The organism is Methylobacterium sp. SyP6R (genome assembly GCF_019216885.1).
Classification (GTDB): Bacteria; Pseudomonadota; Alphaproteobacteria; order Rhizobiales; family Beijerinckiaceae; genus Methylobacterium.
This window is the reverse complement of record NZ_JAAQRC020000001.1, coordinates 5,288,317-5,311,927: the sequence shown is the minus strand read 5'-3', so window position 1 is coordinate 5,311,927 and position 23,611 is coordinate 5,288,317. Positions and strand designations below refer to the sequence as shown.

At 69.5% G+C, this 23,611-nt stretch carries 25 protein-coding genes; 11 read left to right on the top strand and 14 right to left on the bottom strand.

All coding sequences use genetic code 11. The features are described from left to right. Positions 1–124 precede the first annotated feature (124 nt). From HBB12_RS24330 to HBB12_RS24320, 3 genes are all read left to right on the top strand, one after another. Positions 125–2,236 carry a sensor domain-containing protein gene (locus tag HBB12_RS24330; protein WP_236991728.1) on the top strand — a complete coding sequence of 704 codons (2,112 nt, stop codon included), beginning with the start codon at positions 125–127 and terminating at the stop codon, positions 2,234–2,236. Positions 2,237–2,328: 92 nt separating this feature from the next. Then, a complete protein-coding gene (locus HBB12_RS24325; protein ID WP_236991727.1) occupies positions 2,329–2,733 on the top strand; it encodes a dihydrofolate reductase family protein in 405 nt (134 codons plus the stop codon). A gap of 50 nt (positions 2,734–2,783) precedes the next feature. Further along, positions 2,784–3,239 carry an NUDIX hydrolase gene (locus HBB12_RS24320; RefSeq protein WP_236991726.1) on the top strand — a complete coding sequence of 152 codons (456 nt, stop codon included), beginning with the start codon at positions 2,784–2,786 and terminating at the stop codon, positions 3,237–3,239. 52 nt (positions 3,240–3,291) lie between these two features. Here the strand turns inward: HBB12_RS24320 and HBB12_RS24315 are convergent, their stop codons facing one another. Further along, a complete protein-coding gene (locus tag HBB12_RS24315) occupies positions 3,292–3,780 on the bottom strand; it encodes a P-loop NTPase family protein (protein WP_236991725.1) in 489 nt (162 codons plus the stop codon). A gap of 57 nt (positions 3,781–3,837) precedes the next feature. After that, positions 3,838–4,716 carry an SDR family oxidoreductase gene (locus HBB12_RS24310; protein ID WP_236991724.1) on the bottom strand — a complete coding sequence of 293 codons (879 nt, stop codon included), beginning with the start codon at positions 4,714–4,716 and terminating at the stop codon, positions 3,838–3,840. Between the two features lie 103 nt (positions 4,717–4,819). On the opposite strand from HBB12_RS24310, the gene HBB12_RS24305 reads away from it, so the two are divergent. Then, entirely contained in the window at positions 4,820–5,698 is an 879-nt protein-coding gene (locus tag HBB12_RS24305; protein ID WP_236991723.1) for a LysR family transcriptional regulator, read from the top strand. A gap of 275 nt (positions 5,699–5,973) precedes the next feature. Here the strand turns inward: HBB12_RS24305 and HBB12_RS24300 are convergent, their stop codons facing one another. Then, complete coding sequence (locus tag HBB12_RS24300) at positions 5,974–6,192, bottom strand: DUF1289 domain-containing protein (protein WP_236991722.1); 219 nt, start codon at positions 6,190–6,192, stop codon at positions 5,974–5,976. Between the two features lie 93 nt (positions 6,193–6,285). On the opposite strand from HBB12_RS24300, the gene HBB12_RS24295 reads away from it, so the two are divergent. Together HBB12_RS24295 and HBB12_RS24290 are read left to right on the top strand one after the other, a co-directional pair. After that, positions 6,286–6,564, top strand: a complete 279-nt coding sequence (locus HBB12_RS24295; RefSeq protein WP_236991721.1) for a metal/formaldehyde-sensitive transcriptional repressor — start codon at positions 6,286–6,288, stop codon at positions 6,562–6,564. A gap of 14 nt (positions 6,565–6,578) precedes the next feature. After that, the gene (locus HBB12_RS24290; RefSeq protein ID WP_236991720.1) at positions 6,579–7,685 is read left to right on the top strand and encodes a nickel/cobalt efflux transporter; all 1,107 of its coding nucleotides are present in this window, start codon (positions 6,579–6,581) and stop codon (positions 7,683–7,685) included. Between the two features lie 193 nt (positions 7,686–7,878). On the opposite strand, the gene HBB12_RS24285 is transcribed toward HBB12_RS24290, so the two are convergent. Next, complete coding sequence (locus HBB12_RS24285; protein ID WP_236991719.1) at positions 7,879–8,532, bottom strand: metallophosphoesterase family protein; 654 nt, start codon at positions 8,530–8,532, stop codon at positions 7,879–7,881. Positions 8,533–8,566: 34 nt separating this feature from the next. Continuing rightward, positions 8,567–10,525 carry a putative bifunctional diguanylate cyclase/phosphodiesterase gene (locus tag HBB12_RS24280; protein ID WP_236991718.1) on the bottom strand — a complete coding sequence of 653 codons (1,959 nt, stop codon included), beginning with the start codon at positions 10,523–10,525 and terminating at the stop codon, positions 8,567–8,569. Between the two features lie 466 nt (positions 10,526–10,991). Between HBB12_RS24280 and otsB the strand changes: the two genes are divergently transcribed. Continuing rightward, positions 10,992–11,744 (top strand): trehalose-phosphatase, encoded by a 753-nt coding sequence (otsB, locus tag HBB12_RS24275; protein WP_236991717.1) that lies wholly within the window; start codon positions 10,992–10,994, stop codon positions 11,742–11,744. Between the two features lie 69 nt (positions 11,745–11,813). Then, positions 11,814–12,236: an FKBP-type peptidyl-prolyl cis-trans isomerase gene (locus HBB12_RS24270; protein WP_236991716.1), complete on the top strand. Its 423-nt coding sequence runs from the start codon at positions 11,814–11,816 to the stop codon at positions 12,234–12,236. An 85-nt stretch (positions 12,237–12,321) separates the two neighbouring features. Here the strand turns inward: HBB12_RS24270 and HBB12_RS24265 are convergent, their stop codons facing one another. The 5 genes from HBB12_RS24265 to HBB12_RS24245 all read right to left on the bottom strand — a co-directional run bounded on the left by HBB12_RS24265 (position 12,322) and on the right by HBB12_RS24245 (position 17,704). Then, positions 12,322–13,044, bottom strand: a complete 723-nt coding sequence (locus tag HBB12_RS24265) for an ABC transporter ATP-binding protein (RefSeq protein WP_236992877.1) — start codon at positions 13,042–13,044, stop codon at positions 12,322–12,324. A gap of 14 nt (positions 13,045–13,058) precedes the next feature. After that, the gene (locus HBB12_RS24260) at positions 13,059–13,823 is read right to left on the bottom strand and encodes an ABC transporter ATP-binding protein (protein ID WP_236991715.1); all 765 of its coding nucleotides are present in this window, start codon (positions 13,821–13,823) and stop codon (positions 13,059–13,061) included. Further along, positions 13,820–15,148 carry a branched-chain amino acid ABC transporter permease gene (locus HBB12_RS24255; protein WP_236991714.1) on the bottom strand — a complete coding sequence of 443 codons (1,329 nt, stop codon included), beginning with the start codon at positions 15,146–15,148 and terminating at the stop codon, positions 13,820–13,822. The genes HBB12_RS24260 and HBB12_RS24255 overlap by 4 nt, the downstream gene beginning before the upstream one ends. Continuing rightward, complete coding sequence (locus HBB12_RS24250) at positions 15,145–16,098, bottom strand: branched-chain amino acid ABC transporter permease (protein WP_236991713.1); 954 nt, start codon at positions 16,096–16,098, stop codon at positions 15,145–15,147. Before HBB12_RS24250 ends, HBB12_RS24255 begins: the two co-directional genes overlap by 4 nt. Positions 16,099–16,504: 406 nt before the next feature. Further along, positions 16,505–17,704 carry a branched-chain amino acid ABC transporter substrate-binding protein gene (locus HBB12_RS24245; protein WP_236992876.1) on the bottom strand — a complete coding sequence of 400 codons (1,200 nt, stop codon included), beginning with the start codon at positions 17,702–17,704 and terminating at the stop codon, positions 16,505–16,507. A gap of 266 nt (positions 17,705–17,970) precedes the next feature. Between HBB12_RS24245 and HBB12_RS24240 the strand changes: the two genes are divergently transcribed. Continuing rightward, a complete protein-coding gene (locus HBB12_RS24240) occupies positions 17,971–18,840 on the top strand; it encodes an IclR family transcriptional regulator (RefSeq protein WP_236991712.1) in 870 nt (289 codons plus the stop codon). Positions 18,841–18,844: 4 nt separating this feature from the next. Here the strand turns inward: HBB12_RS24240 and HBB12_RS24235 are convergent, their stop codons facing one another. Beyond that, positions 18,845–19,192 carry a hypothetical protein gene (locus tag HBB12_RS24235; RefSeq protein ID WP_236991711.1) on the bottom strand — a complete coding sequence of 116 codons (348 nt, stop codon included), beginning with the start codon at positions 19,190–19,192 and terminating at the stop codon, positions 18,845–18,847. 102 nt (positions 19,193–19,294) lie between these two features. Between HBB12_RS24235 and HBB12_RS24230 the strand changes: the two genes are divergently transcribed. Next, positions 19,295–20,197: a GGDEF domain-containing response regulator gene (locus tag HBB12_RS24230; RefSeq protein ID WP_236991710.1), complete on the top strand. Its 903-nt coding sequence runs from the start codon at positions 19,295–19,297 to the stop codon at positions 20,195–20,197. Positions 20,198–20,351: 154 nt separating this feature from the next. Here the strand turns inward: HBB12_RS24230 and HBB12_RS24225 are convergent, their stop codons facing one another. Continuing rightward, the gene (locus HBB12_RS24225; protein ID WP_236991709.1) at positions 20,352–20,885 is read right to left on the bottom strand and encodes a hypothetical protein; all 534 of its coding nucleotides are present in this window, start codon (positions 20,883–20,885) and stop codon (positions 20,352–20,354) included. 9 nt (positions 20,886–20,894) lie between these two features. After that, complete coding sequence (locus HBB12_RS24220; protein ID WP_236991708.1) at positions 20,895–21,104, bottom strand: hypothetical protein; 210 nt, start codon at positions 21,102–21,104, stop codon at positions 20,895–20,897. A gap of 442 nt (positions 21,105–21,546) precedes the next feature. On the opposite strand from HBB12_RS24220, the gene HBB12_RS24215 reads away from it, so the two are divergent. Continuing rightward, positions 21,547–22,206, top strand: coding sequence for a LuxR C-terminal-related transcriptional regulator (locus HBB12_RS24215; protein WP_236991707.1), 660 nt, complete (start codon positions 21,547–21,549; stop codon positions 22,204–22,206). 65 nt (positions 22,207–22,271) lie between these two features. Here the strand turns inward: HBB12_RS24215 and HBB12_RS24210 are convergent, their stop codons facing one another. Further along, positions 22,272–23,516, bottom strand: a complete 1,245-nt coding sequence (locus tag HBB12_RS24210) for a DNA topoisomerase IB (RefSeq protein WP_236991706.1) — start codon at positions 23,514–23,516, stop codon at positions 22,272–22,274. Positions 23,517–23,611: the final 95 nt, after the last annotated feature.

Genomic DNA, 23,611 nt, shown 5'->3' with positions numbered 1-23,611 from the left:
CGTTTCGGTCGTTGCGGCAGCGAAATTTAACACTGAATTAGGGGCCCTCCGCCCAACTCGGATACTGGGAAAACCTCATCACACTGGGCCCATCGGGGCCCGGCCGCAGACGGGACGGCCAGCCGTGACCGCAAGCACCGACGTCATGTACCGGCTGCTCGTCCAGGGCGTGACGGATTACGCGATCTTCATGCTCGATCCGGATGGGATCGTGGCGAACTGGAACGCCGGGGCGGAACGCACCAAGGGGTATACCGGCGACGAGATCGTCGGACGGCACTTCGCATGCCTCTACACCCCGGAGGATCGGGCGGCGGGATTGCCCGAGGCCGGCCTGCACGAGGCCCGGGAGACCGGACGCTTCGAGACCGAGGGCTGGCGCCTGCGCCGCGACGGCACCCGGTTCTGGGCCTTCGTCGTCATCGACGCGATCCGCGACGAGGACGGTCGCCTCCTCGGCTTCGCCAAGATCACCCGCGACCGCACCGACAAGCGGGCGCAGGAACTGCAACTCCTGGAGGCCAAGGAAGTCGCCGAGCGCCACCGCGACCACCTGGCCGCGACGACGGCCTTCCTCGACAGCGTGGTCGCCACCATCCCGTCGAGCGTCGTCGTGCAGGACGCGGCGACGGGACTGATCCGGCTCGCCAACCGCCAGGCGGAGCTTCTGCTCTGCGGCTGCACCGGCGAGCTGGTCGGCCGGCCGGCGGAGGCGGTGCTGCCGGCCACCCTCGCCGCACTGCTGAAGACCGCCCTCGCGGCCGCCGGCAGCCCGTCCGCCTCCGCCGTCACCCTCGAGGCGCCGGTCACGACCGCCTGGGGCTCGCGCACGCTCCGGATGCGCGCCCTGGCGATCGCCGGGACCGGCGAGCAGCCGCTCCACGGCCTGCTCATCGCCGAGGACGTCAGCGAGGCGCATGCCGCGAGCGTGCGGATCCACCATCTCGCCCATCACGACGCGCTGACCGGCCTGCCCAACCGCGAGCTGTTCCGGCAGCGGCTCGACGAGGCCCTGGCCGCCTACGGCGCAGCGGGCAAGGACGCGGCGGGAACCGGCACGGCGGTGCTGTGCCTCGACCTCGACGACCTCAAGTGCATCAACGACACCCTCGGCCATCCGGTCGGCGACCAGCTGCTGCGCGCCGTCGCCAGGCGCATTCAGGAGGCCTTGCGCCCGGGCGACACCCTGGCGCGCCTCGGCGGCGATGAGTTCGCGGTCGTCGCCCCACTCCTCGCGGCGGAAGCGGAGGCGGAGGCCCTGGCCGAGCGCCTGATCGCGGCGATGCGCGAGCCGATCGAGATCGACGGCCAGCGGATCGAGGCCGGCCTCAGCATCGGCCTCGCCCTCGCGCCTGCCGACGCCGACGGCGCCGACGGGCTCCTGCGCAGCGCCGACCTCGCGCTCGACGAGGCGAAGCGCACGGGCGGCGGCCGGTCCGTGCGCTTCCACGGTGCGCTCGCGGCCGCGGCCCGCTACCGCCGCCTGATCGAGACCGACCTGCGGGGGGCGATCACCCGGCGCGAGCTCGGCCTTCACTACCAGCCGATCGTCCGGGCGGAGGACGGCGCGACCGTCGGGTACGAGGCACTCCTGCGCTGGCACCACCCGTTACGCGGCCCGATCTCGCCCCTCGACTTCATCCCGGTCGCCGAGGAGACCGGGATGATCCACGAGATCGGTGCCTTCGTGCTGCACGAGGCGTGCCGGGAGGCGAGCTGCTGGACGAGCGGCCGCAGCGTCGCCGTCAACCTGTCGCCGGTGCAGTTCCGCAACGCGGCGCTGGCGGCGCAGGTCGCCTCGGCGCTCGCCGCCTCCGGCCTGCCCGCCGCCCGGCTCGAGCTGGAGATCACCGAATCGGTCCTGCTCGACGCCTCGTCGAACAACCTGGCGCTGCTGGGACAGCTCAAGCAGCTCGGGACGCGGATCGCGCTCGACGATTTCGGTACCGGCTATTCGTCCCTGAGCTACCTGTGCGCGTTCCGGTTCGACAAGATCAAGATCGACCGGACCTTCGTGCGCGAGCTCTGCGACAGCCGCGAGGCCCTGGCGGTGGTGCAGGCGATCACCGGGCTCAGCCGCAGCCTCGGCATCGCCACCACGGCGGAGGGCGTCGAGACGCCCGAGCAGGCCGCCTGCCTGCACCGGGAGGGCTGCACCCAGCTCCAGGGCTACCTGTACGGCAAGCCGATGCCGGCGAGCGCGCTGCCGGAGGGCGCGGAGGCCAGCATCCCCTGATCGTGAGCCCCCGCCCTTCGGCCGGCTGGCCCTCCGCCCGGCGGGCGGGCTATCAGGGGGCCGGGTTGCGGGGCCGGGGAGGGTCGAGGCCGATGATCGACGTGCGGGCGATGTGCGCCATCGGGCAGCGGGGCCAGCTCGGCCTCCACGGGCGGCTGCCCTGGGAGGGCAACGCCGATCCGCTCTACGTCGAGGACGTGACGCGCTTCTTTGCCGTGACGCAGGGGCACGTGCTGATCGCCGGGCCGAAGACCATCGAGGCGGTGCCGGACTTCGCTTATCAGGACCGCACCATCGCGATCATCCGCTCGCACGAGGACCCGCGGGCGGTGCTGGCGCGCTATCCCGGCCGGCGCATCTATGTCGGCGGCGGCATCGCGGTCTGGAACGTCTACGCGCCGTTCATCCAGCAATGGGACATCACCCGCCTGCCCTATGACGGCGAGGCCGACCGCTGGTTCGATCCGGCGTGGCTGGTGGGGCGGGGGCGGGACTGAGCCGGGAGCCGCCGGTCGGCGCGGGCATGGTGGGCGGAGGGAGAGGTCGGATGAGCGTCTGGCGCCCCGAGGCGCGGATCCGGTTCAAGGCTCTGGGCCTGCCCCGGCGCGGCGACCGCCTGCTCGCCGCGGAAGTCTCGAACGACGACGGCAGCCTCAAGGGCGTCCGGCCGCTCGGCGGCGGCGTCGCGTTCGGGGAGACGGCGCAGGCCGCCGTCATCCGGGAATTCCGGGAAGAGCTCGGCCTCGACGTGGAGACCGTCGGGCCGCCCGTCTTCCTGGAGAGCATCTACACCCATCACGGGCATGTCGGCCACGAGATCGTCGCCCTGTTCGAGATCCGCCTGCCCGAGGGATGCTTGTCCGACATGGAGCCCATCGCGTTTCGCGAAGACGACGGCGAGCCGTGCCGCGCCGCGTGGTTCGCCATCGATGCGCTCGATCGTCCGGGCGGCCTGCCCTTGTATCCGGCGGGATTGAAGGAGCGGTTGATCCGCATGCGGTAGCCCCGATCGCGCGCTACGGCTTTCCCTGGACAGCCCCGCCCATCCCGGGCCATCAGGCCATGAAGGCCGCCACCTCGTCGCGCGTGCACAGGTGGACCTTCGTGCCGGCAAAGGCATCATGAATCCGCCGGTGGCCGGTGAACGACGAGGAGGTGGTCCGGGCCCAATAGTCCTGCGCCCAGGCCAGCAGGTCCCTCTGGTCGTCCAGTGTCATGCCGCGCCGCAGGCCGCGGGCGAGCAGGCCGTCCCGGCACGCCTCCCACGGGAGATCGAGCCAGACCAGCGTCGTCGCCCGCGCCAGGGCGACCTGGGACAGCCAGCCGTAGACGCCCTCGACGATCCAGGCCTCGGTCGCCGCGATCCCGGCGACGCGCGCCCTGGCCTCGTCCTCGTCGCGCTTGCCTCCGTCGGGATGCCAGTGGACGAGATCGAGGTCGTGGACCGGCACGGACAGGGCCGTGCCCAGGCGCTCGGCCAGGGTGCTCTTGCCCGAGCCGCTATTGCCGATGACGACCCAACGGACGGGGAGAGCAGGAGCCATTCCCCACTCTCGCACCGCCATATCCGGGTTTCCACCGTCGCCCGCCGACGGGCGAGGTCAGGCGGCGGCCGCGACGGCGGCGGCGAAGTCGCGGTAGCCGTGCAGCGGGCGCCCCAGCAGCGCGGTCAGGCGCTCGCGGTCGCCCGCCTCCGGAATCATCCCGTCGGCCTGGAAGCGCTCGGCCATCAGGCGCATGTCGAAGGCCATCCAGGGCGGCATGACGGCCCGCAGGTTCCGCTCGAACCCGGCCGTGTCGTCGCCGCCATAGGCGATCGGGCGGCCGAGCACCTCCGACCAGAGTCCCGCGACGTTCGGCCCGGTCAGCGTCTCGGGCCCGACGAGGGTGAGGCGGTCGAGCGGCCCCGCACCCTGCTCGCGGCGGATCAGCGCCAGGGCCGCGATCTCGCCGATGTCGCGCGCGTCGATCATCGCCAGGCCCTTGTGGCCGAGCGGCATCGGGTAGACCCCGTGCTGCAGCACCATGTCGGCCACCGTGCGGTCGTTGTCGATGAAGTAGGCCGGGCGCAGGATGGTGGCCTCGAACCCCCGTCCCTCGGACACCATGCCCTCGATCATCCGCTCGACGGCGAACTTGCCGGCGAAATGGGGCACGTTCACGAACCGATCGCTGTGGATGACCGACAGGTAGACCACCCGCCGGATGCCCGCCTCGCGGGCGAGGTTGAGGGCGACCAGCGCCTGCGTGACCTCGTCGGGCACCACCGCGTTGAGCAGGAACAGGGTGGAGACGCCCGACAGCGCGCTGCGCATCGCATCGATGTCGAGGAAGTCACCCTTCGCCACCGCGACGCCGGGCGGGAGATCGGCCTTCGCGGGGTCGCGGACGAGGGCGCGGACATCGGCGCCGCGTTGCGCCAGTTGCCGGACCACGTGGCGGCCGACCGTGCCGGTGGCGCCCGTCACCAGGATCGTCATGGGATTGCTCCGCATTCGTCGTTGAACACCCCCGGAGGATGAGCGATCCGTATCCGAGCCGATAGGCGTCCGATTTGGACGCACCGTCTCGCTGGTGGAACGGATGGACCTGCTCGCCCTTGCCGACTTCACCCTCGTCGCCCGCCATGGCGGATTCGGGCGGGCCGCCCGCGCCTCCGGCCGGCCGAAGGCGACCCTGTCGCGCCGGGTCGCGGAGCTGGAGGCCGACCTCGCCTTGCGCCTGTTCGAGCGCGGCGCCCGGGTGCTGACGCTGACCGAGGAGGGGCGCGCCCTCCACGAGCGAGCCGGCGCCCTCCTGACCGAAATCGACGAGGCCGCGGCGGCGATCGCGGCCGGCGGGGCCCGGGCCCGGGGCCGGCTGCGGATCAGCGCGCCGCTGCTGTTCTCGCAGATCGCCATGGGCAAGGTGGCGGCGGGCTTCGCGCTGAAATACCCGGAGGTCCGCCTCAGCGTGACGACCGAGGACCGAGCCGTCGACATGGTCGAGGAGGGCTACGACCTGGTGATCCGGGTCAACCCGGTCCCGGAGGAGGCCCTGGTCGGCCGGATCTTCCTGCGCGACCGGATGGTGGTGGCGGCGAGCCCCGGCCTTACCCGCCCGGCGCAAGGGGACTACGCCCCGGCGGTGGTGCGGTCGGAGGAGCGGGCCGTCTGGACCCTGGCGGATGGCGCATCGCTCGCCGTCGCGCCCGTGCTGGTCCTGTCGTCGCTGGTGATGATCCGCGACGCGGTTCGCACCGGCCTCGGCGCGGCGCGCCTGCCGGTCTCCCTCGTCGCCCACGACCTCGCCGCCGGCCGGCTGGTCTCCTGGGGCGACGTGGCGGGATCGGACATCGCGCTCTGGGCGCTCTACCCGTCGCGCCGGCTCCTCAGCGCCCGGGTCTGCGCCTTCCTGGATCACCTGCGGGAGACGTTTCCGACCGGGGAGCCGGAGGAGCTGGCGGCGTACGTGGCGGAATGAGTCGCCCTCGCGCCGCCTGCTTCCGCCGGGGTTCGAACCTCGTCAGCGGGACCTTGCGGCGGGCTGTCGAGGGCAGGAAGCGGGTATGATACCTACGGTCGTTGGAAACGACCTTTGGTTCCGTTCTCGAATTCTCGCCAAGCCTTTGCCTTGGTGTCGAAAATTCGAGATGGGTCAATGGCCCCGTCGATCTCGGGCTTGCCCGAGATCGAATCGATGCGTCAGCGTCTTGGGCCATTGGTATGAGGGCATTGGCCACGCTCGCAACGTGTGACCTACGAGCGTCGCGCCTTCCCGGCTGGAGCCGCTTCGATCGGCTGATGTTTGCTCGACTGTTCCACCCGGCGCGGCAGATCGCGCAGGAGCGCGGTACGCCGATACGGCGTGAGCTTCCGCCACGCCTTGATCTCCGGCACGGTTCGGCCACAGCCCAGGCACCAGCCGGTCTTTCCATCCCACGCGCACACCCCGACGCAGGGGTCGTCCTTCTTCATGCCAGGGGCCTCCATGCCCCGGTCGCGCAATTCGTGCTCGACACGCTATAGGGTACCCCCCTATATATCCACCCAGAAGCGAAAGCTGCCCCCATGGCCCACACGATCAAGGAAAAGACCAAGCTGCTGGCGCGGGTGCGCCGCATCAAAGGACAGGCGGAGGCGGTCGAGCGCGCCCTGGAGGCCGAGCTGGGCTGCGCCGATGTGCTGATGCTGGTCGCCTCGATGCGCGGGGCTATCAATGGGCTGACTGCCGAGCTGATGGAAGACCATATCCGCCACCACGTCGTGAACCCGGACAACGAGCCGGACGCCGACCGCGCCAGGGGTGCGGCCGAGCTGATCGAGGTGGTGAAGACCTACCTCAAGTAACGAAAGCCCGTGCCATGACCCCTTTGACCGACCTGCTTCAGCAGGGGACGGCGCACGCGTGGCTGTTCGCGCCGACCGCGATCCTGCTTGGTGCGCTGCACGGCCTCGAACCCGGCCACTCCAAGACGATGATGGCTGCCTTCATCATCGCCGTGCGCGGGACGGTCATGCAGGCGGTCTTGCTGGGGTTGGCGGCAACGCTCTCGCACACGGCGGTCGTGTGGGCGATCGCGCTCGGCGGCCAGTCTTTCGGCCAGCAATATGCCGGAGAGGCGAGCGAGCCGTACTTCCAACTGGCGTCGGCCGTCTTGATCGTCGGCGTCGCCCTCTGGATGGCGTGGCGCACGTGGAGCGGGCAGCACCGCGACCATCATCACCATGACGAGAGGCACCACATCACAACCCGGGAAGGGCTGTTGACGCTGGAGGTGTTCGAGGACGGCGTGCCGCCGCGCTGGCGTCTCCGCAGCGAGCGCGGTCCACTGCCGGAGGCCGAGGCGGCGGGCATCGTCACTCGGCGCCCGGATGGAACTCGGCAGACCTTCGGCTTCGTGCGCAACGACGACTTTCTCGAAAGCCTGGAGGAAATCCCGGAGCCGCACGCCTTCACGGCCCGGCTCCACCTCGAACTACCGGCTGGAGTGGAAAACCATGAGGTTGCGTTCGAGGAGCACGACCACATGAACCTCGGCACCGAGGACGACGCCCACGCCCGCGCCCATGCCGACGACATCCGGCGTCGCTTCGCGGGCCGCACCGTGACCACCGGACAGATCGTCATGTTCGGCCTGACCGGCGGCCTGATCCCGTGCCCGGCCGCGGTCACGGTGCTGCTGTTGTGCATCCAACTCAAGGAGTTGAGCCTCGGCTTCGCCCTGGTGGCGTGCTTCAGCATCGGGCTGGCACTCACGATGGTCTCGGCGGGCGTCCTGGCGGCGCTGAGCGTCGAGCACGTCGCCTCGCGCTGGTCAGGGTTCGGCAGCTTCGCCCGACAGGCCCCCTATGCCTCGGCCGTACTGATCGTGCTGGTCGGTCTGTATACCGGCTGGACCGGCTGGCAGGGCATTCAGCACCGCTCGGTGGACCACGCAGCCCGGATCGACATCACTCACAGCCCTTAAGTATTGGAAATGGCATCGGCTTGAATTTCTGCAACGATTTTAGGTTATTTCACGACCAAGTTGCAATCTCGAAGCTCCTTAGATCGTTGATTTTGCCGCATTTCATACGATGCCACCGGATTCTGCTGCACGGTCCTGGGATGACATCGAGGGTGTCGGCACCGCCGAGAGCAGCGATGCCGCTTCCGGCCGCCTACCGCACCGCCAGCACCTCCACCGGCGGCTCCTGCCCGTCCGTGAAGATACCGGCGGTGAGCGGGCCGCCGAACACCGCGCCCGTATCGAGGTTGGTTCGGTGGACCCGCAGTTCCGGCCGGCCGTCCCGCGTCGGGGTGTGGCCGTGCACGACGTGGCGGCCAAAATCGTGGTCCGAGGACAGGAACGGCTCGCGCATCCACAGCCGGGTCTCGCGGTCGCTCTCCTCGGCGCCCCGGGCCGGGTCGAGGCCGCCATGGACGTACCAGCGCCGCGCGTCGCCGTGCAGGGTCGGCAGGGCGGCGATCCAGGCGACGATCTCGGCCGGCAGGTCGCAGGGCTGCGTGACGCCGTAGGAGGCGAGCGTCGGGCCGGCGCCGTTGAGCCGCCACAGGTCGAGGTTCGTACCCGCGGCGGCGTCGAGCAGCATCGCCTCGTGGTTGCCCATCAGGCAGGTCACCGCCTCCGGCTCGCCGGCCTGGAGGTCACGCAGGATCGCGATGACCTCGGCGCTGTCGGGCCCGCGGTCGACGGCGTCGCCGAGGAAGACCAGGCGGCGCGGGCGCCCGGCGCGGTGCTCCTCGATCCGGGCGAGCAGGCGGGCCAGGAGATCCGCGCGGCCGTGGATGTCGCCGATCGCGTAAGTGAGCATGGCCGTCCCTCCCTCACGGGCGGCCGCTTCCCCGTCAGGCGACCGCTTGCTGGCGGGCGATCCCCTGGACCGGCCGGATCGCCCGCACAGCCTCGGAATCCAGGTAGCGCAGGGTGTCGGAGAAGCCCATCGGCCGGTGGAAATGGTAGCCCTGCATCAGCACGAAGCCGAGCCCTTCGAGCAGGCGGGCCTGCTCGGGTGTCTCGATCCCCTCCACCACACAGTCGAGCTTCAGGTTGCGGGCGAGCGCGGCGATCGACGTGACGATGTCGCGGCTGGCCGGATCGGTGGTGACCTCGCTGATGAAGCTGCGGTCGATCTTGAGCTTGTCGAGGGGCAGGCGGTGGACGTAGCTCAGGGACGAGTAGCCGGTGCCGAAATCGTCGAGCGCGATGGCGATGCCGGTGGCCTTCAGGGTCTCGAGTACGGTCTGGGCCTGCGCCACGTCCTGGATCAGCGCGGTCTCGGTCACCTCCAGGATCACCCGCTCCGGCTCCAGTCCGCTCGCCCGGATGGCCGCGACGAGGCCTGCGGCGGCCTGCGGCGAGGCGATATCCGCCATCGACAGGTTGAAGGACAGGGCGAGCCGGTCCGGCCAGGCCCGGGCGGCGGCCAGCGCCTGGCCGAACAGCACCGCGGTGATGCGGGTGATCAGGCCCGAGCGCTCGGCGATCGGCACGAACACCGCAGGCGAGACCGGGCCGAGCTCCGGGCTGGTCCAGCGCGCCAGCGCCTCGAACGCCACGGTGCGGCCGCGCCGCACGTCGACGATCGGCTGGAAGACCAGGCTCATCTCGCGGGACAGGTCGGCGTGGCGCAGCGCCTGCTCGATCACGCTCTGGGTGCGCAGGAGCCGCTCGTGCTCCTCGGTGAACAGCACGGCGGCGCCGCGGCTCTGCGCCTTGGCGTAGTACAGGGCGTAATCGGCCCGCTCGACGAGCTGGGCCGCCTTGTGGCCCGCCTCCGGATAGGCGGCAAAGCCGATCGACGCGCCGATCTGGGCGCTGCCGCCGTTCGGCAGCCGGAACGGCGCCGCGAGCGCACCGCAGATCGCCTCGCCCGTCGTCGCGAGCGCCGCGGTGCCGCGCAGGACCAGGCCGAACTCGTCGCCGCCGATGCGTGCCACCACGCCGGCCTCACCCACCACGTCCCGCACGCGCCGGGCGACCTCCTGCAGCACGGCATCACCCGCGCCGTGCCCGTGGGCGTCGTTCACCGGCTTGAACCCGTCGAGATCGATCAGGCCGACGACGAACGGCCCAGCCCCCGCCTCCGCCTCAGCCACGGCCTGGTCCAGGGAGGCGAAGAAGCTGCGGCGGTTGGGCAGCTCGGTGAGCATGTCGAGATTGGCGAGCCGCAGGTTCTCCCGGCTCAGGCGCCCGAGCTCGACCTGCTGTCCGATCAGGCGGGTGAAGTCGCGGTAATAGGTGAGGATCACGAAGGCCAGAGCGGCGCTGACGATCACCAGGTTGAGGCCGATCGCCCGCATGACCTGGTTGTCGAGGCTGCTGACGTGGAGGCAGAAGAGAATCGTGACGATCGCCGTCACCAGCAGGGCCGCCGCGCGCAGCTGCGCCAGGCAGAACACGCAGGCGATCGTGGTGGTGCCGACATAGAACAGCATGTGGGCCCGGGCGTAGGCGTCGCCGTACCCGAAGAGCGCGCAGCCCCAGGCCATGAAGCCGACCGCGAGAACGCCCGCGAGGACGACCGTGAGCCACAGCCTGGCGGCGAGCCGGGTCTCGTCGATCGGCTGCCGGGCCCGGCGCAGCCACAGCCCGAGCCGCAAGGCGCACACGGCCAGGAGGGCACCCAGCGGATAGAGGGTGAGCCGGTCCGGCGCCGCGCCGAGATAGGTGACCGCCAGGGCCGTCGAGTTGATCGCCAGGATGACGTAGAGCAGCGGAACCTGGCTGTGCAGGGCCTGCATCTGCGCCCGCATCAGGTCGGGATTCCCGGTATCGACCCGGAACAGGTCGACGATGGTCTTCATCCTGCGCACTGCGCGTCCACCCCGTCCGGTTCAGCCGATCATGGCACCGCGATCTCGCCCAAGAATCACGACCGCTTGAATCAAAGGTTACCTTCCTGTCCCAGACCAGCAGATGACGGTTAGTCCCGGGTAAAAATCTCCGCCCTGTGGCCCGCCGGACAGGGTCGGCGCGTGTCACGGGACACGCCTCGTCCCCGAGGCTCGACTTACAACGGCGGATATTTGAGCGAATCCTATCATCGACGCCGCAGTCATGCGATGGAAGTTGCGTCAGAGCCGGCAATCTGCCTCCGGGCCGAGGGGCGCACCGCTCCGGCGGCACGGCTTCCCCCGCGACACGATGCCGTCGCGCCCGCTTCTCCCCGGCTTTGCCTCGCGGGCCCGGTTGCGGTTTAACCCCGGGATGCGGGCCGGTCGCGGCACTCTCTCGACGGCGGTCCTCGGCAGCGACGGGAGACGCGATCCCTTGACCGACAGAGCCTACGCCCTCTTCCTGGATTTCGACGGGACGCTCGTCGAGATCGCCCCCCGCCCCGACGGCGTCGTGGTCCCGCCCGCCCTGCCGCCGGGCCTGGCGCGGCTGCGCGGCCGCCTCGGCGGGGCGCTGGCGCTGGTGACCGGGCGGCCGATCGCCACCGTCGACGGTTTCCTGGACCCGGAGCGTTTCGACGTCGCCGGCCTGCACGGGGTCGAGATGCGCCGCGACGGGCAGGTGGTCGGCGGCGATCCGGCGGCGCATCCGGCTCTGCGGGCGGGCGTCGAGACCTTGCAGCGGGCGGTGGCCGATCTCGACGGCGTGCTGATCGAGGACAAGGGCTGCTCGGTCGCGGTGCATTGGCGGCTCGCGAACGAGGCCAATGCCGTCCGGGCACAATCGGCCGCGTCCTCCATCGCGGGCATCCTCGGCGAGGCCTACCGGCTGCAGCAGGGCAAGGCGGTGGCCGAGATCCTGCCCGCCAGCGCCACCAAGGGCCACGCCATCCGGGCCTTCCTGCGCGAGGCGCCCTATGCCGGCCGCCGGGCGATCTTCATCGGCGACGACCTCACCGACGAGAAGGCCTTCGTGCCGGTGAACGAGGATGGCGGGATCACGATCCGGGTCGGGCCCGGCGACACGGTCGCCCGCCACCGGGTGGCCGATCCGGCCGCTGTGCGGGACCTGCTCATGGGCTGGGCCGAGGGCGGGACGATCGATCCCGGATCGCTGCCGCCGGCCTGACGCCCTGTCCCTCGACGCCGCAATGCCCTAACTCGAGTCCCGACGTCACGCACAGGAACGATCCCGTCGATGCGCCGTTCGCCCTTCTTCCTTGTCGGAGCCCTCACGATCGCCATGACCGCTTCAGCCTCCGCCGCTTCGTTCTCCACCACCCCGTCCGGCCTTCAGGTCAAGGACGACGTGGTCGGCACCGGCCCCCAGCCGAAGACCGGCCAGACCGTCAACGTCCACTATACCGGCTGGCTCTACCAGGACGGCAAGAAGGGCGCGAAGTTCGACAGCTCCCTCGACCGCAAGCAGCCGCTGAGCTTCGCGGTCGGCACCGGCCAGGTCATCAAGGGCTGGGACGAGGGACTGTCGACCATGAAGGTCGGCGGCAAGCGCACCCTGATCATCCCGCCCGAGCTCGGCTACGGCGCCCGCGGCGCCGGCGGCGTGATCCCGCCGAACGCCACGCTGATGTTCGACGTGGAGCTGCTCGGCGTTCGCTGACGCCTGCAAGCGTCATCCCGGGGCCGCGAAAGCGGAACCCGGGATGACAAGGACAGGATGTCGTTTCGCGGGCCAGGACACGCGTCTAGACTTCCAGCCACTCCCGCCGCACCGCCTCGTTGGCCGAGAGCGCGGCCGGCGTGCCCTCGAACACGACGTGGCCGTGGCCCATCACGTAGAGGCGCTGCGACAGCTTGAGGGCGATGGTCAGCTTCTGCTCGACCAGCAGCACCGAGACGCCGCGGGCCGCGATCTCGCCGATCATCTCGGCGACGCGGGCGACCATCTGGGGCGACAGCCCTTCCGTCGGCTCGTCGATCATGATGAGATCCGGATCGCCCATCAGGGTGCGGCAGATCGTGAGCATCTGCTGCTCGCCGCCCGAGAGCACGCCGCCGGGCGTGTCGATCCGCTCCTCCAGCCGCGGAAACAGCCGGAAGATGTCGGCATAGGACCAGCGCCCGCCGCGCTTACCGCCCTTCTCGCCGAGCGCCAGGTTTTGCCGCACCGTGAGCTTGGGGAAGATCGCCCGCTCCTCCGGCACGTAGCCGAGACCCCTTCGGGCGACCGCGTAGGGCTTGAGACCCGCGATGGCTTGCCCCTTGAAGCGGATCTGGCCGCGGGGCGGCACGTCGCCCATGATCGCCTTGAGGGTGGTGGAGCGCCCGACGCCGTTGCGGCCGAGAATCGACACGATCTCGCCGGCCCCGACCGAAAAACTCACCCCCTGGAGGATGTGGCTCTTGCCGTAATAGGCGTGCAGGTCCTCGACCTCGAGGAGGGCGGGAGCGGCCCCGACGGCCGGCATCGCGAGGGCGGCGCTCACGCGGCCTCCTCCCCGGTGGCGACGCCGAGATAGGCTTCCTGCACGGCGCGGTTCTCCCGGATGCGGGCGGGCGTGTCGGTGGCGATGATCCGGCCGTAGACCAGGACCGAGATGCGGTCGGCGAGCCCGAACACCACCGCCATGTCGTGCTCGACCATCAGGAGCGTGCGGCCCGTCGTGACCTCGCGGATCAGCTGGGTCGCGTGCTCGCTCTCGCTGTGGCTCATTCCGGCCATCGGCTCGTCGAGGAGGATGACCTTGGCGTCGCTGGCGATCGCGATCCCGATCTCGAGCGCCCGCTGGTCGGCGTAAGCCAGCAATCCCGCCGCCACCGCGGCGCGGTGGCCGAGGCGGATGCGCGAGAGGATCTCCTCCGTGCGCTCGGCGACGCCGGGCAGCCCCTCGACCCCGCGCCAGAAGGACGGGCCGTGGCCCATCGCCCTCAAGACCGCGCAGCGCACGTTCTCCCACACGCTGAGCTTGGGGAAGATGTTGGTGACCTGGAAGCTGCGGGCGAGGCCGGCCCGGTTGATCGCCGCCGGGCGCCAGCCGGTGATGTCGCGGCCCTCCAGCTTGATCGTGCCGCTCGTCGGCGCGAAGCGGCCGCTGATCAGGTGGAACAGGGTCGACTTGCCGGCGCCGTTCGGCCCGATGATGGCGTGGCGCTCGCCCACCGGCAACGAGAGGTCGACGCCGTTGATGATCTTGGCCGGGCCGAAGCTCTTGTGGAGGCCGGACAACTCGATCGCGGGGGCGCTCATGCGAGTTTCTCCTTCGCGGCATCGGAGGCCTCGTGCCAGGCCGCATTCACCCGCGGCAGCACGGCCCGCAAGGCGAGGCCGCCGCCGACCGCCATCGCGCCGGCGACGATCCAGGGCAGGATGTGGGCGGCGTCGAAGGAGATGCCGATGAGGCTCATCTCGGTGCCGTCGCTCGCCTTGACCAGCATCCGGAACGCCATCTCGATCAGCGCGATCGACCCCGCGAGCAGGAGCAGGAACGGCCCGAGCGCCAGCAGGTAGGCCGGCAGGAGGCGATGCGCGGTGCCGGCGCGGATCAGCGGACCGTGCATCAGGGCCAAGCCCGCGATGCCGCCGGGGGCGAACATCACGATGGCGATGAACAGGAGGCCGAAATAGAGCTGCCAGACCTCCGTCAGGTCGCTGAGCGAGACCTGGAGCAGCGTCACCACCACGGCACCGACGACCGGGCCGATGAAGGTACCGATGCCGCCGATGAAGGTCGCGAGCAAGACCACGCCCGATTGGTGCACGCCGAGATAGGCCGAGTTGGCGATCTCGAAATTGATCGCCGCGAGCGCCCCCGCCACGCCCGCGAACATCGCCGAGAGGCAGAAGGCGGTGATGCGGATCGCCTGCGGCTCGTAGCCCAGGAACTCGACCCGCTCCGGGTTCTCCCGCACGGCGTTGCACAGGCGCCCGAGCGGCGTGCGGGTGATGGCGTACATCGCGAGCGCGCAGATCAGGCACCAGGCGGCGATCAGGTAATAGACCTGGATCTGCGGCCCGAAGCTGAGGTCGAACAGCCGTAGCATCTTGGTGCGGTTGGCGGTGATGCCCTCCTCGCCGCCGAAGAAGCTGTGCAGGATGTGCGAGCCCGACGAGACCAGTTCGGCGATGCCGAGCGAGATCATGGCGAACACGGTGCCGGCGCGCTTCGTCGAGATCGCCCCGAACAGGATCCCGAAGGCGAGGCCGGCGAGCCCGCCCACCACCGGCATCAGCGGCAGGGGCACCGGCAGGCGTAAACCGGCGACGAGGTTCATCGCGTGGACGGTGAAGAAGGCGCCTAAGCCGTAATAGACCGCGTGCCCGAAGGACAGGAGCCCGGTCTGGCCGAGCAGCATGTTGTAGGACAGCGAGAACACCACCATGATGCCCATCAGGCTCATCATGGTCAGCGCGGTGCCGCTGGTGAAGACGAGCGGTGCGGCGACCAGGATCGCTCCGGCGAGGAGCCAGGGCAGCCCTTGCGCGGCGAGGCTCAGGCCCTTGGGGCGGATCGACGGGCGGCGGCCGGCCTGCGTCCAGTCGCCGGACGGCGCGATGTCGGCGAGGTCGCTCATGCTTCGCGGTTCCCGAGCAGGCCGGTCGGCCGCGCGATCAGCACGAGGACCAGCAGGAGATAGGGGATGATCGGCCCGATCTGGGCGATCGTCACGGTCCACAGATCGCCGAGCACGCCGCCGGACGGCGCGGCGTCGATGCCCAGTGATTGCAGGACGCTGGCGACCGAGACGTCGAGCGAGATCGCGAAGGTCTGGACCAGCCCGATCAGGAGCGAGGCCACGAAGGCGCCGGTCAGGGAGCCGAGGCCCCCGACCACCACGACCACGAACAGGATCGGCCCGAGCAGGCCCGCCATGTTGGCCTGGGTGACCAGGGCCGGCCCGGCGATGACGCCCGCCACCGCGGCCAAGCCCGTGCCGACGCCGAAGACCAGCATGAACACCTTCGGCACGTCGTGGCCGAGCATCGCCACCATGTTGGGATGGGTCAGCGCCGCCTGGATGATCAGCCCGACCCGGGTGCGGGTGAGCGCGACCAAGAGGGCGACGAAGATCACCACCGAGATCACCAGCATGAACAGCTTGTAGGCCGGGTAGTTGGTGCCGAACACCGTGAAGGCCGGGAAGTCGAGCACGGCCGGCACCCGGTAATCGACCGGCAGCTTGCCCCACACCATCTGCACCACCTCCTCGATCACGTAGGCGAGGCCGAAGGTGAAGAGCAGTTCCGGGACGTGGCCGTGGCGGTGGACGTTGCGCAGGCCGTAGCGCTCGACGAGCGCGCCGATCCCGCCGACCACGACCGGCGCGGCGACGAGGCCGATCCAGAACCCGGTGAACTTGCTGATCTGGTAGCCGAAGAAGGCGCCCAGCATGTAGAAGCTGGCATGCGCGAAGTTGAGCACGCCCATCATGCTGAAGATCAGGGTCAGGCCGCTCGCCATCAGGAAGAGCAGCATCCCGTAGAGCACGCCGTTCAGCGTCGAGATGATGACGAGTTCGAGCACGCGGGGTCTCCTGCCGGTGCGGGATGCCGAAAGGGCGGGTGCAGGGCGGGAGGCACCCGCCGGACTCATGCCGACGGCCCGAGATGCTGACGCATCAGGCTGCCTATTCATCTCCAATTTTCGATACCCAGCCAAGGCTTGGCGAAAACTAGCGAATGGGACCACCGTCCACGACAGCGCGGTCTGGCTGACGTACCTGTGACTCCCACCCAGAACCTCATCCTGAGGTGTCAGCCTATTGAAGATCGGCTGACCTCGAAGGAGGGCTCCAGAAGTCTCCGAGCGAACTGGAGCCCTCCTTCGAGGCCGCTACGCGGCACCTCAGGATGAGGTCGTGGCTTGGGAAAGCGTAAGTTGTACAGGGCTTTCGAGTCCCCCGCCGGATCGGGGCGCCCTGCCTTTCGCCTCAGCTCGGCCGATCCATCTTGCAGGTGGTCGGCAGCAGGGTGTCCTTCGCCTCGACCACGCCGTCGCCGGTCCAGCCCCAGCCGGTATTCTCGCTGTCGAGAACCTTCGACGTATCGACCGGGCCGAAGCGCGAGATGTAGATCGGCTGGAAGATCTGGTGGTCGTCCGGACGGATGAAGCTGTCCTTGCCGTAGAGCGTGTCGTTGTGGATCGCATCCATCGCCTTGGCGATGGCCTTGGGATCGGTCGACTTGGCGGTGAGCGTCGCCTTCGACAGCACGTTCATCAGGTTGACGACCCGCGCATAGGTCAGCTCCTGGCCGGTCTTGGCGCGGAAGGCGGTCTCGAAGTCGTGCGCGGGCTTGTAGTCGATGTTGGCGTAGCCCTCGGAGATCTGGAAGACGTGATCGGGGAGGTTCGCCTGCTTGATCGCCGTCGGCCCGCCGCTGCCGCCGCCGTAATAGGTGTAGAAGTTGGCCTGCAAGCCGGCATCGCCGGCGGCCTTCAGCAGCAGCGCCATGTCCTGCGCCCAGTTGCCGGTGATCACCGAATCGGCACCCGAGGCCTTGATCTTGGCGATGTAGGGCGAGAAGTCGTTGACCTTCTGGAGCGGCGCCACCTCGTCGCCGACGATCTGGATGTCGGGCCGCTTCTCCTTCAGCATCGCCCGGGCCGCGGCGCGCACCGCCTGGCCGTGCGAGTAGTCCTGGTTGATCAGGTAGACCTTCTTGATCTCCGGCTTGCCCTTGATGTAGTTGGTCAGGGCCGCCATCTTGATGTCGGAATTGGCGTCGAAGCGGAAGTGCCAGTAATTACACTTGGCGTTGGTCAGCGACGGATCGACCGCTGCGTAGTTGAGATACAGGATTTCCCTACCGGGATTGCGGTCGTTGTACTTGCCGACGAAGTCGATCAGCGCGGCTCCGACCGAGGAGCCGTTGCCCTGCACCACCACGCGGGCGCCGGAATCGATCGCCTTCTGGAGCTGTACGATGCTCTCCTGCGGGTTGAGCTTGTTGTCGTAGCCCATCACCTCGAGCTTGAGGTCGGAGTTCTTGGCGTTGAGCTGGTCGGCCATGAACTGGAAGGTCTTCAGCCCGGCCTCGCCGGTGCTGGCCCCGCCGCCGGAGAGCGGATCGACGAAGGCGATCTTCAGGCTCATCGGCGCGGCGAGCGCAGTCGAGGCCGCCAGGGCCATGAGGCCGGCGGCCGTGATGCGCGCGAGGGTCTTGACCAAGGCGTCCTCCTGGAATGGCGTTCCCGTGTTCTTGCAGCGCGCCGTATTCGGCGTCGCCCGGGGGCCTTCGCCCCCTTGGTCCGACAGTGCCTCCCCATCCGGGACCGGTCAAGACGCGAAATGACGATCCGCATCGCGAAACATGTTGCCGAGCCGGCGCCGGATCGTCACCCTATGGCAGCCCGGGGCGGGATCCGCAGAACAGGGCGTGGGAGGGAGGCGGCAGCATGGCACAGGCGGTGGCGGCGCGCGCCGGCGCGATCACGCAGGACACGGTCGCCGAAAATGCGATCGCCAAAAGCTCGATCGTACAGAACGCAGCGGAGCCGGAGGACGGCGACCGGCAATTCGTCACCGCGCTCGCTCGCGGGCTCCAGGTCCTGCGCGCCTTCCGGGACGCGGCCGAGATGCTGGGCAACCGCGAGATCGCCTCCCGCACCGGCCTGCCGAAGCCTACCGTCTCGCGCCTGACCCACACGCTGCTCGCCCTCGGCTACCTGGTGCACGACCCGGAGGACGAGCGCTACGGCCTCGGGCCCGCGGTGCTGGCGCTGAGCTCCGCCTTCCTGCGCCAGAATTCCTTCCCCCAGATGGTGAAGCCGTTCCTGCAGGACCTCGCCACCGCCGTGCAGGCGCACGTGGCGCTCGGCCTCCTCGACGGGCTGTCGAGCGTCTACGTCCAGCTCTGGCGCGGCGAGGGCCAGCGCATCGTGCTGTCGAGCGAGGTCGGCTACCGCCTGCCGCTCGCCCGCAGCGCCATGGGCATGGCGACCCTGTCGAGCCTCGACGAGGCGGAGCGCACCGCGCTCATGACCCGCCTGCGCCGCGACGGCGCCGAGGCGGGCAAGCTGGAGCAGACCTATCGCCGCTGCGCCGCCGAGATCGCCCAGCACGGCTTCTGCGTCGGCATCGGCATCTGGCACCAGGACATCAACGCCGTCGCCGCCCCGATCCAGGCCCCGGGCGGGCGGGGTCATTTCGCCCTCAACATCAGCGGCCCGGCCTTCCTGCTCACCGAGGAGGTGCTGCGCAAGGATACCGGGCCGAAGCTGGTGGAGACGGTCGAGCGGATGCGCGCGCTGGGCATCGTCGATTGACGGCTCACCCCTCCTCCAGCCCGGAAAACCACGCCGCGTAGGGCGTGTTGCGGGCGAGGTGCCGGGTGTAGTCCGGCGCCCCGTCGGTCCACCAGGGAGGCCCTCGCTCGCCCAGCCCGTGCTTGGCCGCATCGACCGCCGCGCGGGCCGCCGCCAGGGCAGCGCCCCCCTCCCCCTTGGCGTCGCGCACCGCGCGGCGCGCCCGCATCAGGTCCTGCACCAGGGCCTCGCGGCGCTCCGCCGGCAGATCCGGGTCGGAGCGGCGCCACAGCCGCCCGCGTACCACGATGTAGCGCCCGTCCGGCGTGGTCGGGACAGTCTTGGTGGTCGGAACAGTCTTGCGCTCCGTCACGGTAAGATCGCCGCTCGCCCGGCCCGTCTTGAGGCGGCGTTAAACCTTCGCGCGCAACTTCGTCGCGGGAAGCGGGAGTCAGTCCTCCTGCCTGGGGGCGCCATGCATATCGTCGTCGTCGATCCGAGCCGGGTGGTGCTCAAGGTCATCAGCGGGCTCCTGACGCCCCGCGGCCATACCGTGGACACCTTCACGGATTCGCGCGAAGCGCTCGATTTCGTCACCGACAACGCGTCGGTCACCGCCTTGATCACCAGCCTCGAGGTCCGCCCCCTCGGCGGCCTGGAGCTGTGCTGGTCGGCCCGGCTCCTCGCGGATGCGCATCGGCCACTCTACATCATCACCATGTCGTCGGCCCGCAACGCCCGCAACCTGTCGGAGGCGCTGGACAGCGGCTCGGACGACTTCATCGACAAGCCGCCGAGCCCGGAGGAGCTCTATGCCCGCCTGCGCGCCGCCGAGCGGATGACCGGGATGCAGCGCGAGCTGATTCGCCTCGCCGAGACCGACGCGCTGACCGGGCTCCTCAACCGCCGCGCCTTCCTGCAGCGGGTCGGCGACATGACCGACCGGGCCGGCGCCCACGGCCGGGTGGGGATGGTCGTGGTCGATATCGACCACTTCAAGACCATCAACGACCAGCACGGCCACGATGTCGGCGACACGGCGATCCGGGGCGTCGCCGCGGAGATGCTGACGGAGGCCGGCGGCATCGCCGGGCGCCTCGGCGGCGAGGAATTCGCCGTGGCCCTGCCGGGGCGCACCCTGGAGGAGGCAGAGGCCGCCGCCGGGCGCCTGCGGCTGCGCTGCACACAGCTGCGCTTCAAGGGCCAGCGCGGCCCGGTGCAGCTCACCGCGAGCTTCGGCGTCAGCGCCTGGTCCGAGGGCGAGACCGTCGGCGGGCTACTCAAGCGCGCCGACATCGCCCTCTACGAGGCCAAGAGCACCGGCCGCAACCGGGTGGTCTCGGCGGCCACCGACCTGATCCTGGCGCGGGCGGGATGAGACCGGCCCTCCGGAGATCAAGGGACAATCCGTCCTCCGCGCCCGACCAGGTCCGCACGCCTCGAAGAGGCGACGCCTCGACATACCTGGCCGGCCTGCGCGGAGGTCGATAAATCTCGACGAAGTCACCAGATACCGAATCCTGGACGATATATTATGAAATATCGTCCAGGCATTCGAGCGCGATGTCAGCCGCTATCTTGAGGTTCTTGTCGTTCGTCCGGGCCGACAAGTCTTGGAGGCGTTGCCTCGACGCCTGGACGGCATCATCAGTCGTTTCCGTGATTCGCCCGCTCTCCAGAAACACCAGCGCTTCGCCTTGCGCCTCGAGGGAGCCCTCTTCTATGATCGTCACGATCAAGTCGAGCGGAAGAATTGCTTCGATATTGTTGAGCGCGAAAAGCAGAGACCCTGACATTTTGAGCATGCCTGGCCTTTCGAGCAGTCGAATGATACTTTGATCGGCGCCCCTGCCAATCAAATCAGTCAGGAGTAGCGCCGCCGCATTGCGGACCTTGCTCGAATCCGTCCTGTTCAGGACATCCGCCACGAGATTGGCCAGATCGCTCTTGTCATCGTCACCGGCGAAGCGAGCGTTGCGCAACGCATGAACGACGAGATCGTCACCTTCAAGGCGAGGATGACCGGGCTCTCGACGTGCATTATCGATCAGGAAGGCGAGATTCATGTTCACATCTCACTTCGCTTTCGGACGACCAAGCTGCACCCATTCGTCGTATAACTCGCGCACCTCATCGACAGTGCCGAAGTCACGTCCACTGCCCCCCGTCCGGCCCTTCTCCTTGCGATGATACCAGTTCCAGAACCCTGGATCGTCGACACCGAAGAGCCGGTCACGCGCAGATTTCTTGCCGCCGCGGAAACGGGCGCTCTTGTCTTCCCCCATGACGTGCGCAACCAGCGGTTCCCCATTCACACCCGAACGGCGCTGACCCTCATTATCGTGCGTCCGGTTTCGTTTTGCGAGCCGGCCTTTCGCAACGGCCGTGCGGCGCGCGCCGGGTCGGCCCGGCGAGCGGGAAGGCCCGAAGACGCCTCCGCGTGTCGCGTCCCGGCCTGACCCATTGCGGGAAAATACCGAGGCCCGCGTTCCAAACTGGTCCGGCCCTTTCGTCCCCGCAGCCCTGGTCTCCGACCCCGTCCGGCCAGGGTTTTGCGACATCCTGACGCGGAGTCGGTCTACCTAGGCATTCCGCCCCTCGGGCGGGCCATGCCGAGGCCGGGGAGTCCATCCCCGCCCCGCTCTCCCCCGCCGGAGTGGAACGCGGCTTGATCCGTCTCCTCCATGGGCACCGCGCCTGTATCGCGCTGGGACGGAGGCAAACGGCATGAGTGACGCCGTCAGGGTTCTGATCATCAACGAGCCGTCGGATCTCGGCGCCGCCTTCCGGGCGACGCTGGAACACAGCCCGGCCTTGCGCACGGTGGGCGAGGAAGAGCTGGAGGATGCGGGCACGACCTGCGTCGTCCTGGCCTTCGCGCCCGAATACGGCCCGGACGCCGTGGCCGCCTTGCGCGAGCGGGCGCCCGACGCCCGGATCCTGGTGGCGTTCAAGGCCGCCGACGCCGCCGAGATCGGCCGGTTCGCGACCGCCGGTGCCGACGCCTTCGTGGCCCGCGGCAGCACCCCGCAGGACATCTGCGCGACGATCCTGGCGCTCGCCCACGGCCTGCCGCTGCACGAGGGCGAGGCGGAAGCGCCGGCCCCGGAAGCCGCGGCCGAGAGCCTGGGCCTCACCCCGCGGGAGGCCGAGGTGCTGCGCTTCCTCTCCGCCGGCTTCAGCAACAAGGAGGTGGCGCGCCGCCTCACGGTCAGCGTGCGCACCGTCGAGACCCACCGGCTCAACCTGCGCCGCAAGACCAAGACCGGCCGGCTCAAGGACCTGGTGCAGCTCGCCCGGCAGATCGGCCTGGCGCCGGTGCTGGAGGGCGAAGCCCGGCCCCTGCGGCGCATCGCCCACGAGGCGCACCGCGTCGTCCCTCACTGAGGGGCGGCGCGGGATCGGGCGGTCCTTGAGCGACCGCCATCGTCGGACTTGTCCTGCCGGCCGGATCAGGCGGCCTTGCGGGCCCCTGCCTTGCCGGACCGGGTCTTTTCGGATCGCCGGGTCTTTTCGGATGGCGATGAGCCGCCCTTGATCGAACGCCCGGTCGCGGGTTCCGCTTTCCTCGTGCCGGCCTTGGTGCGCCCCTTCTTCGCCTCCCGCTCAACCCGGGCCAGGCGGCCCTGGAGCAGGCCGAGCACCGCCGTCTCTTCCGGCCGCAAGGAGGCGATCTCGTCGCGGAGCGCCGCCTGGACCTCGTCCTTGACCTGGAGCAGCAGCTCGCCGTCGAGGTAGCAGCCGAGGATCTCGGGGTGGACGTAGCACTTGCGGCAGATGGTCGGCGTGTTGCCGAGCCGCTCCGCCACCCGCTCGATCGCCGCGCGCACGTTGCGCTTGGCCTTGGCCTCGCTGTCGAAGGCCTCGAACTCGCGCAGAGCCATGGCGGCGAGCACCGTGCCGGACCAAGTCCGAAAGTCCTTGGCGGTGATGTCGCGCCCGGTGATCTCGCGCAGGTAGGCGTTCACGTCGGCCGAAGTCACGTCCCGCTGCACCCCGTCCTCGTCGAGATACTGGAACAGCTCCTGGCCCGGCAGGTCCTGGCAGGCCTTCACGATCTTCGCCACCCTTCGGTCGTGGACGGCGAGTTCCCAGACCTTGTTGCTCTTGCCCTTGAAGCGGAACGTGAGTTCCTTGCCCTCCACCTTGACGTGCGGGTCGCGCAGGGTGGTGAGGCCGTAGCTCTTGTTCTGCTTGGCGTAGTCATCGTTGCCGACCCGGATCAGGGTGGTCTCCAGCAGGTGAACCACCGTGGCCAGCACCTTCTCGCGCGGCAGCCCGCGCCGGCCCATATGCTCCTGCACCGTCGCGCGGATGCCGGGCAGCACCTCCGCGAAGGTCATCATGTGGGCGAACTTGGTGCTGTCCCGCGCCTGGCGGAACTCGGGATGGTAGCGGTACTGCTTGCGGCCGCGAGCGTCACGCCCGGTCGCCTGGATGTGGCCGTTGGCGTAGCGGCAGATCCACACGTCGGTATAGGCCGGCGGGATCGCCAGGGCCTTGATGCGCGCCAGCGCCTTCTGGTCCTGCACCTTCGCGCCCTTGGCATCGACGTAGGTGAAGCCGCGCCCGTTGCGCTTGCGGCGATAGCCGGGCTCCTCGTCGCTCACGTAGCGCAGGCCCGCCTCGCGGGCGGCGTCGCGGGTGTCGACGCGATCCTCGGCGGCCGATTCCGCCCTCTCGGCATCCGACAGCATGGGTATCACGACCTCGCGCGGTTCAAGTCGATCTCAACTGGCGCTCGGCCGTCCCGGTTCCTGCCGTCACGGGGCATGACAGGCCGCGGTATCCC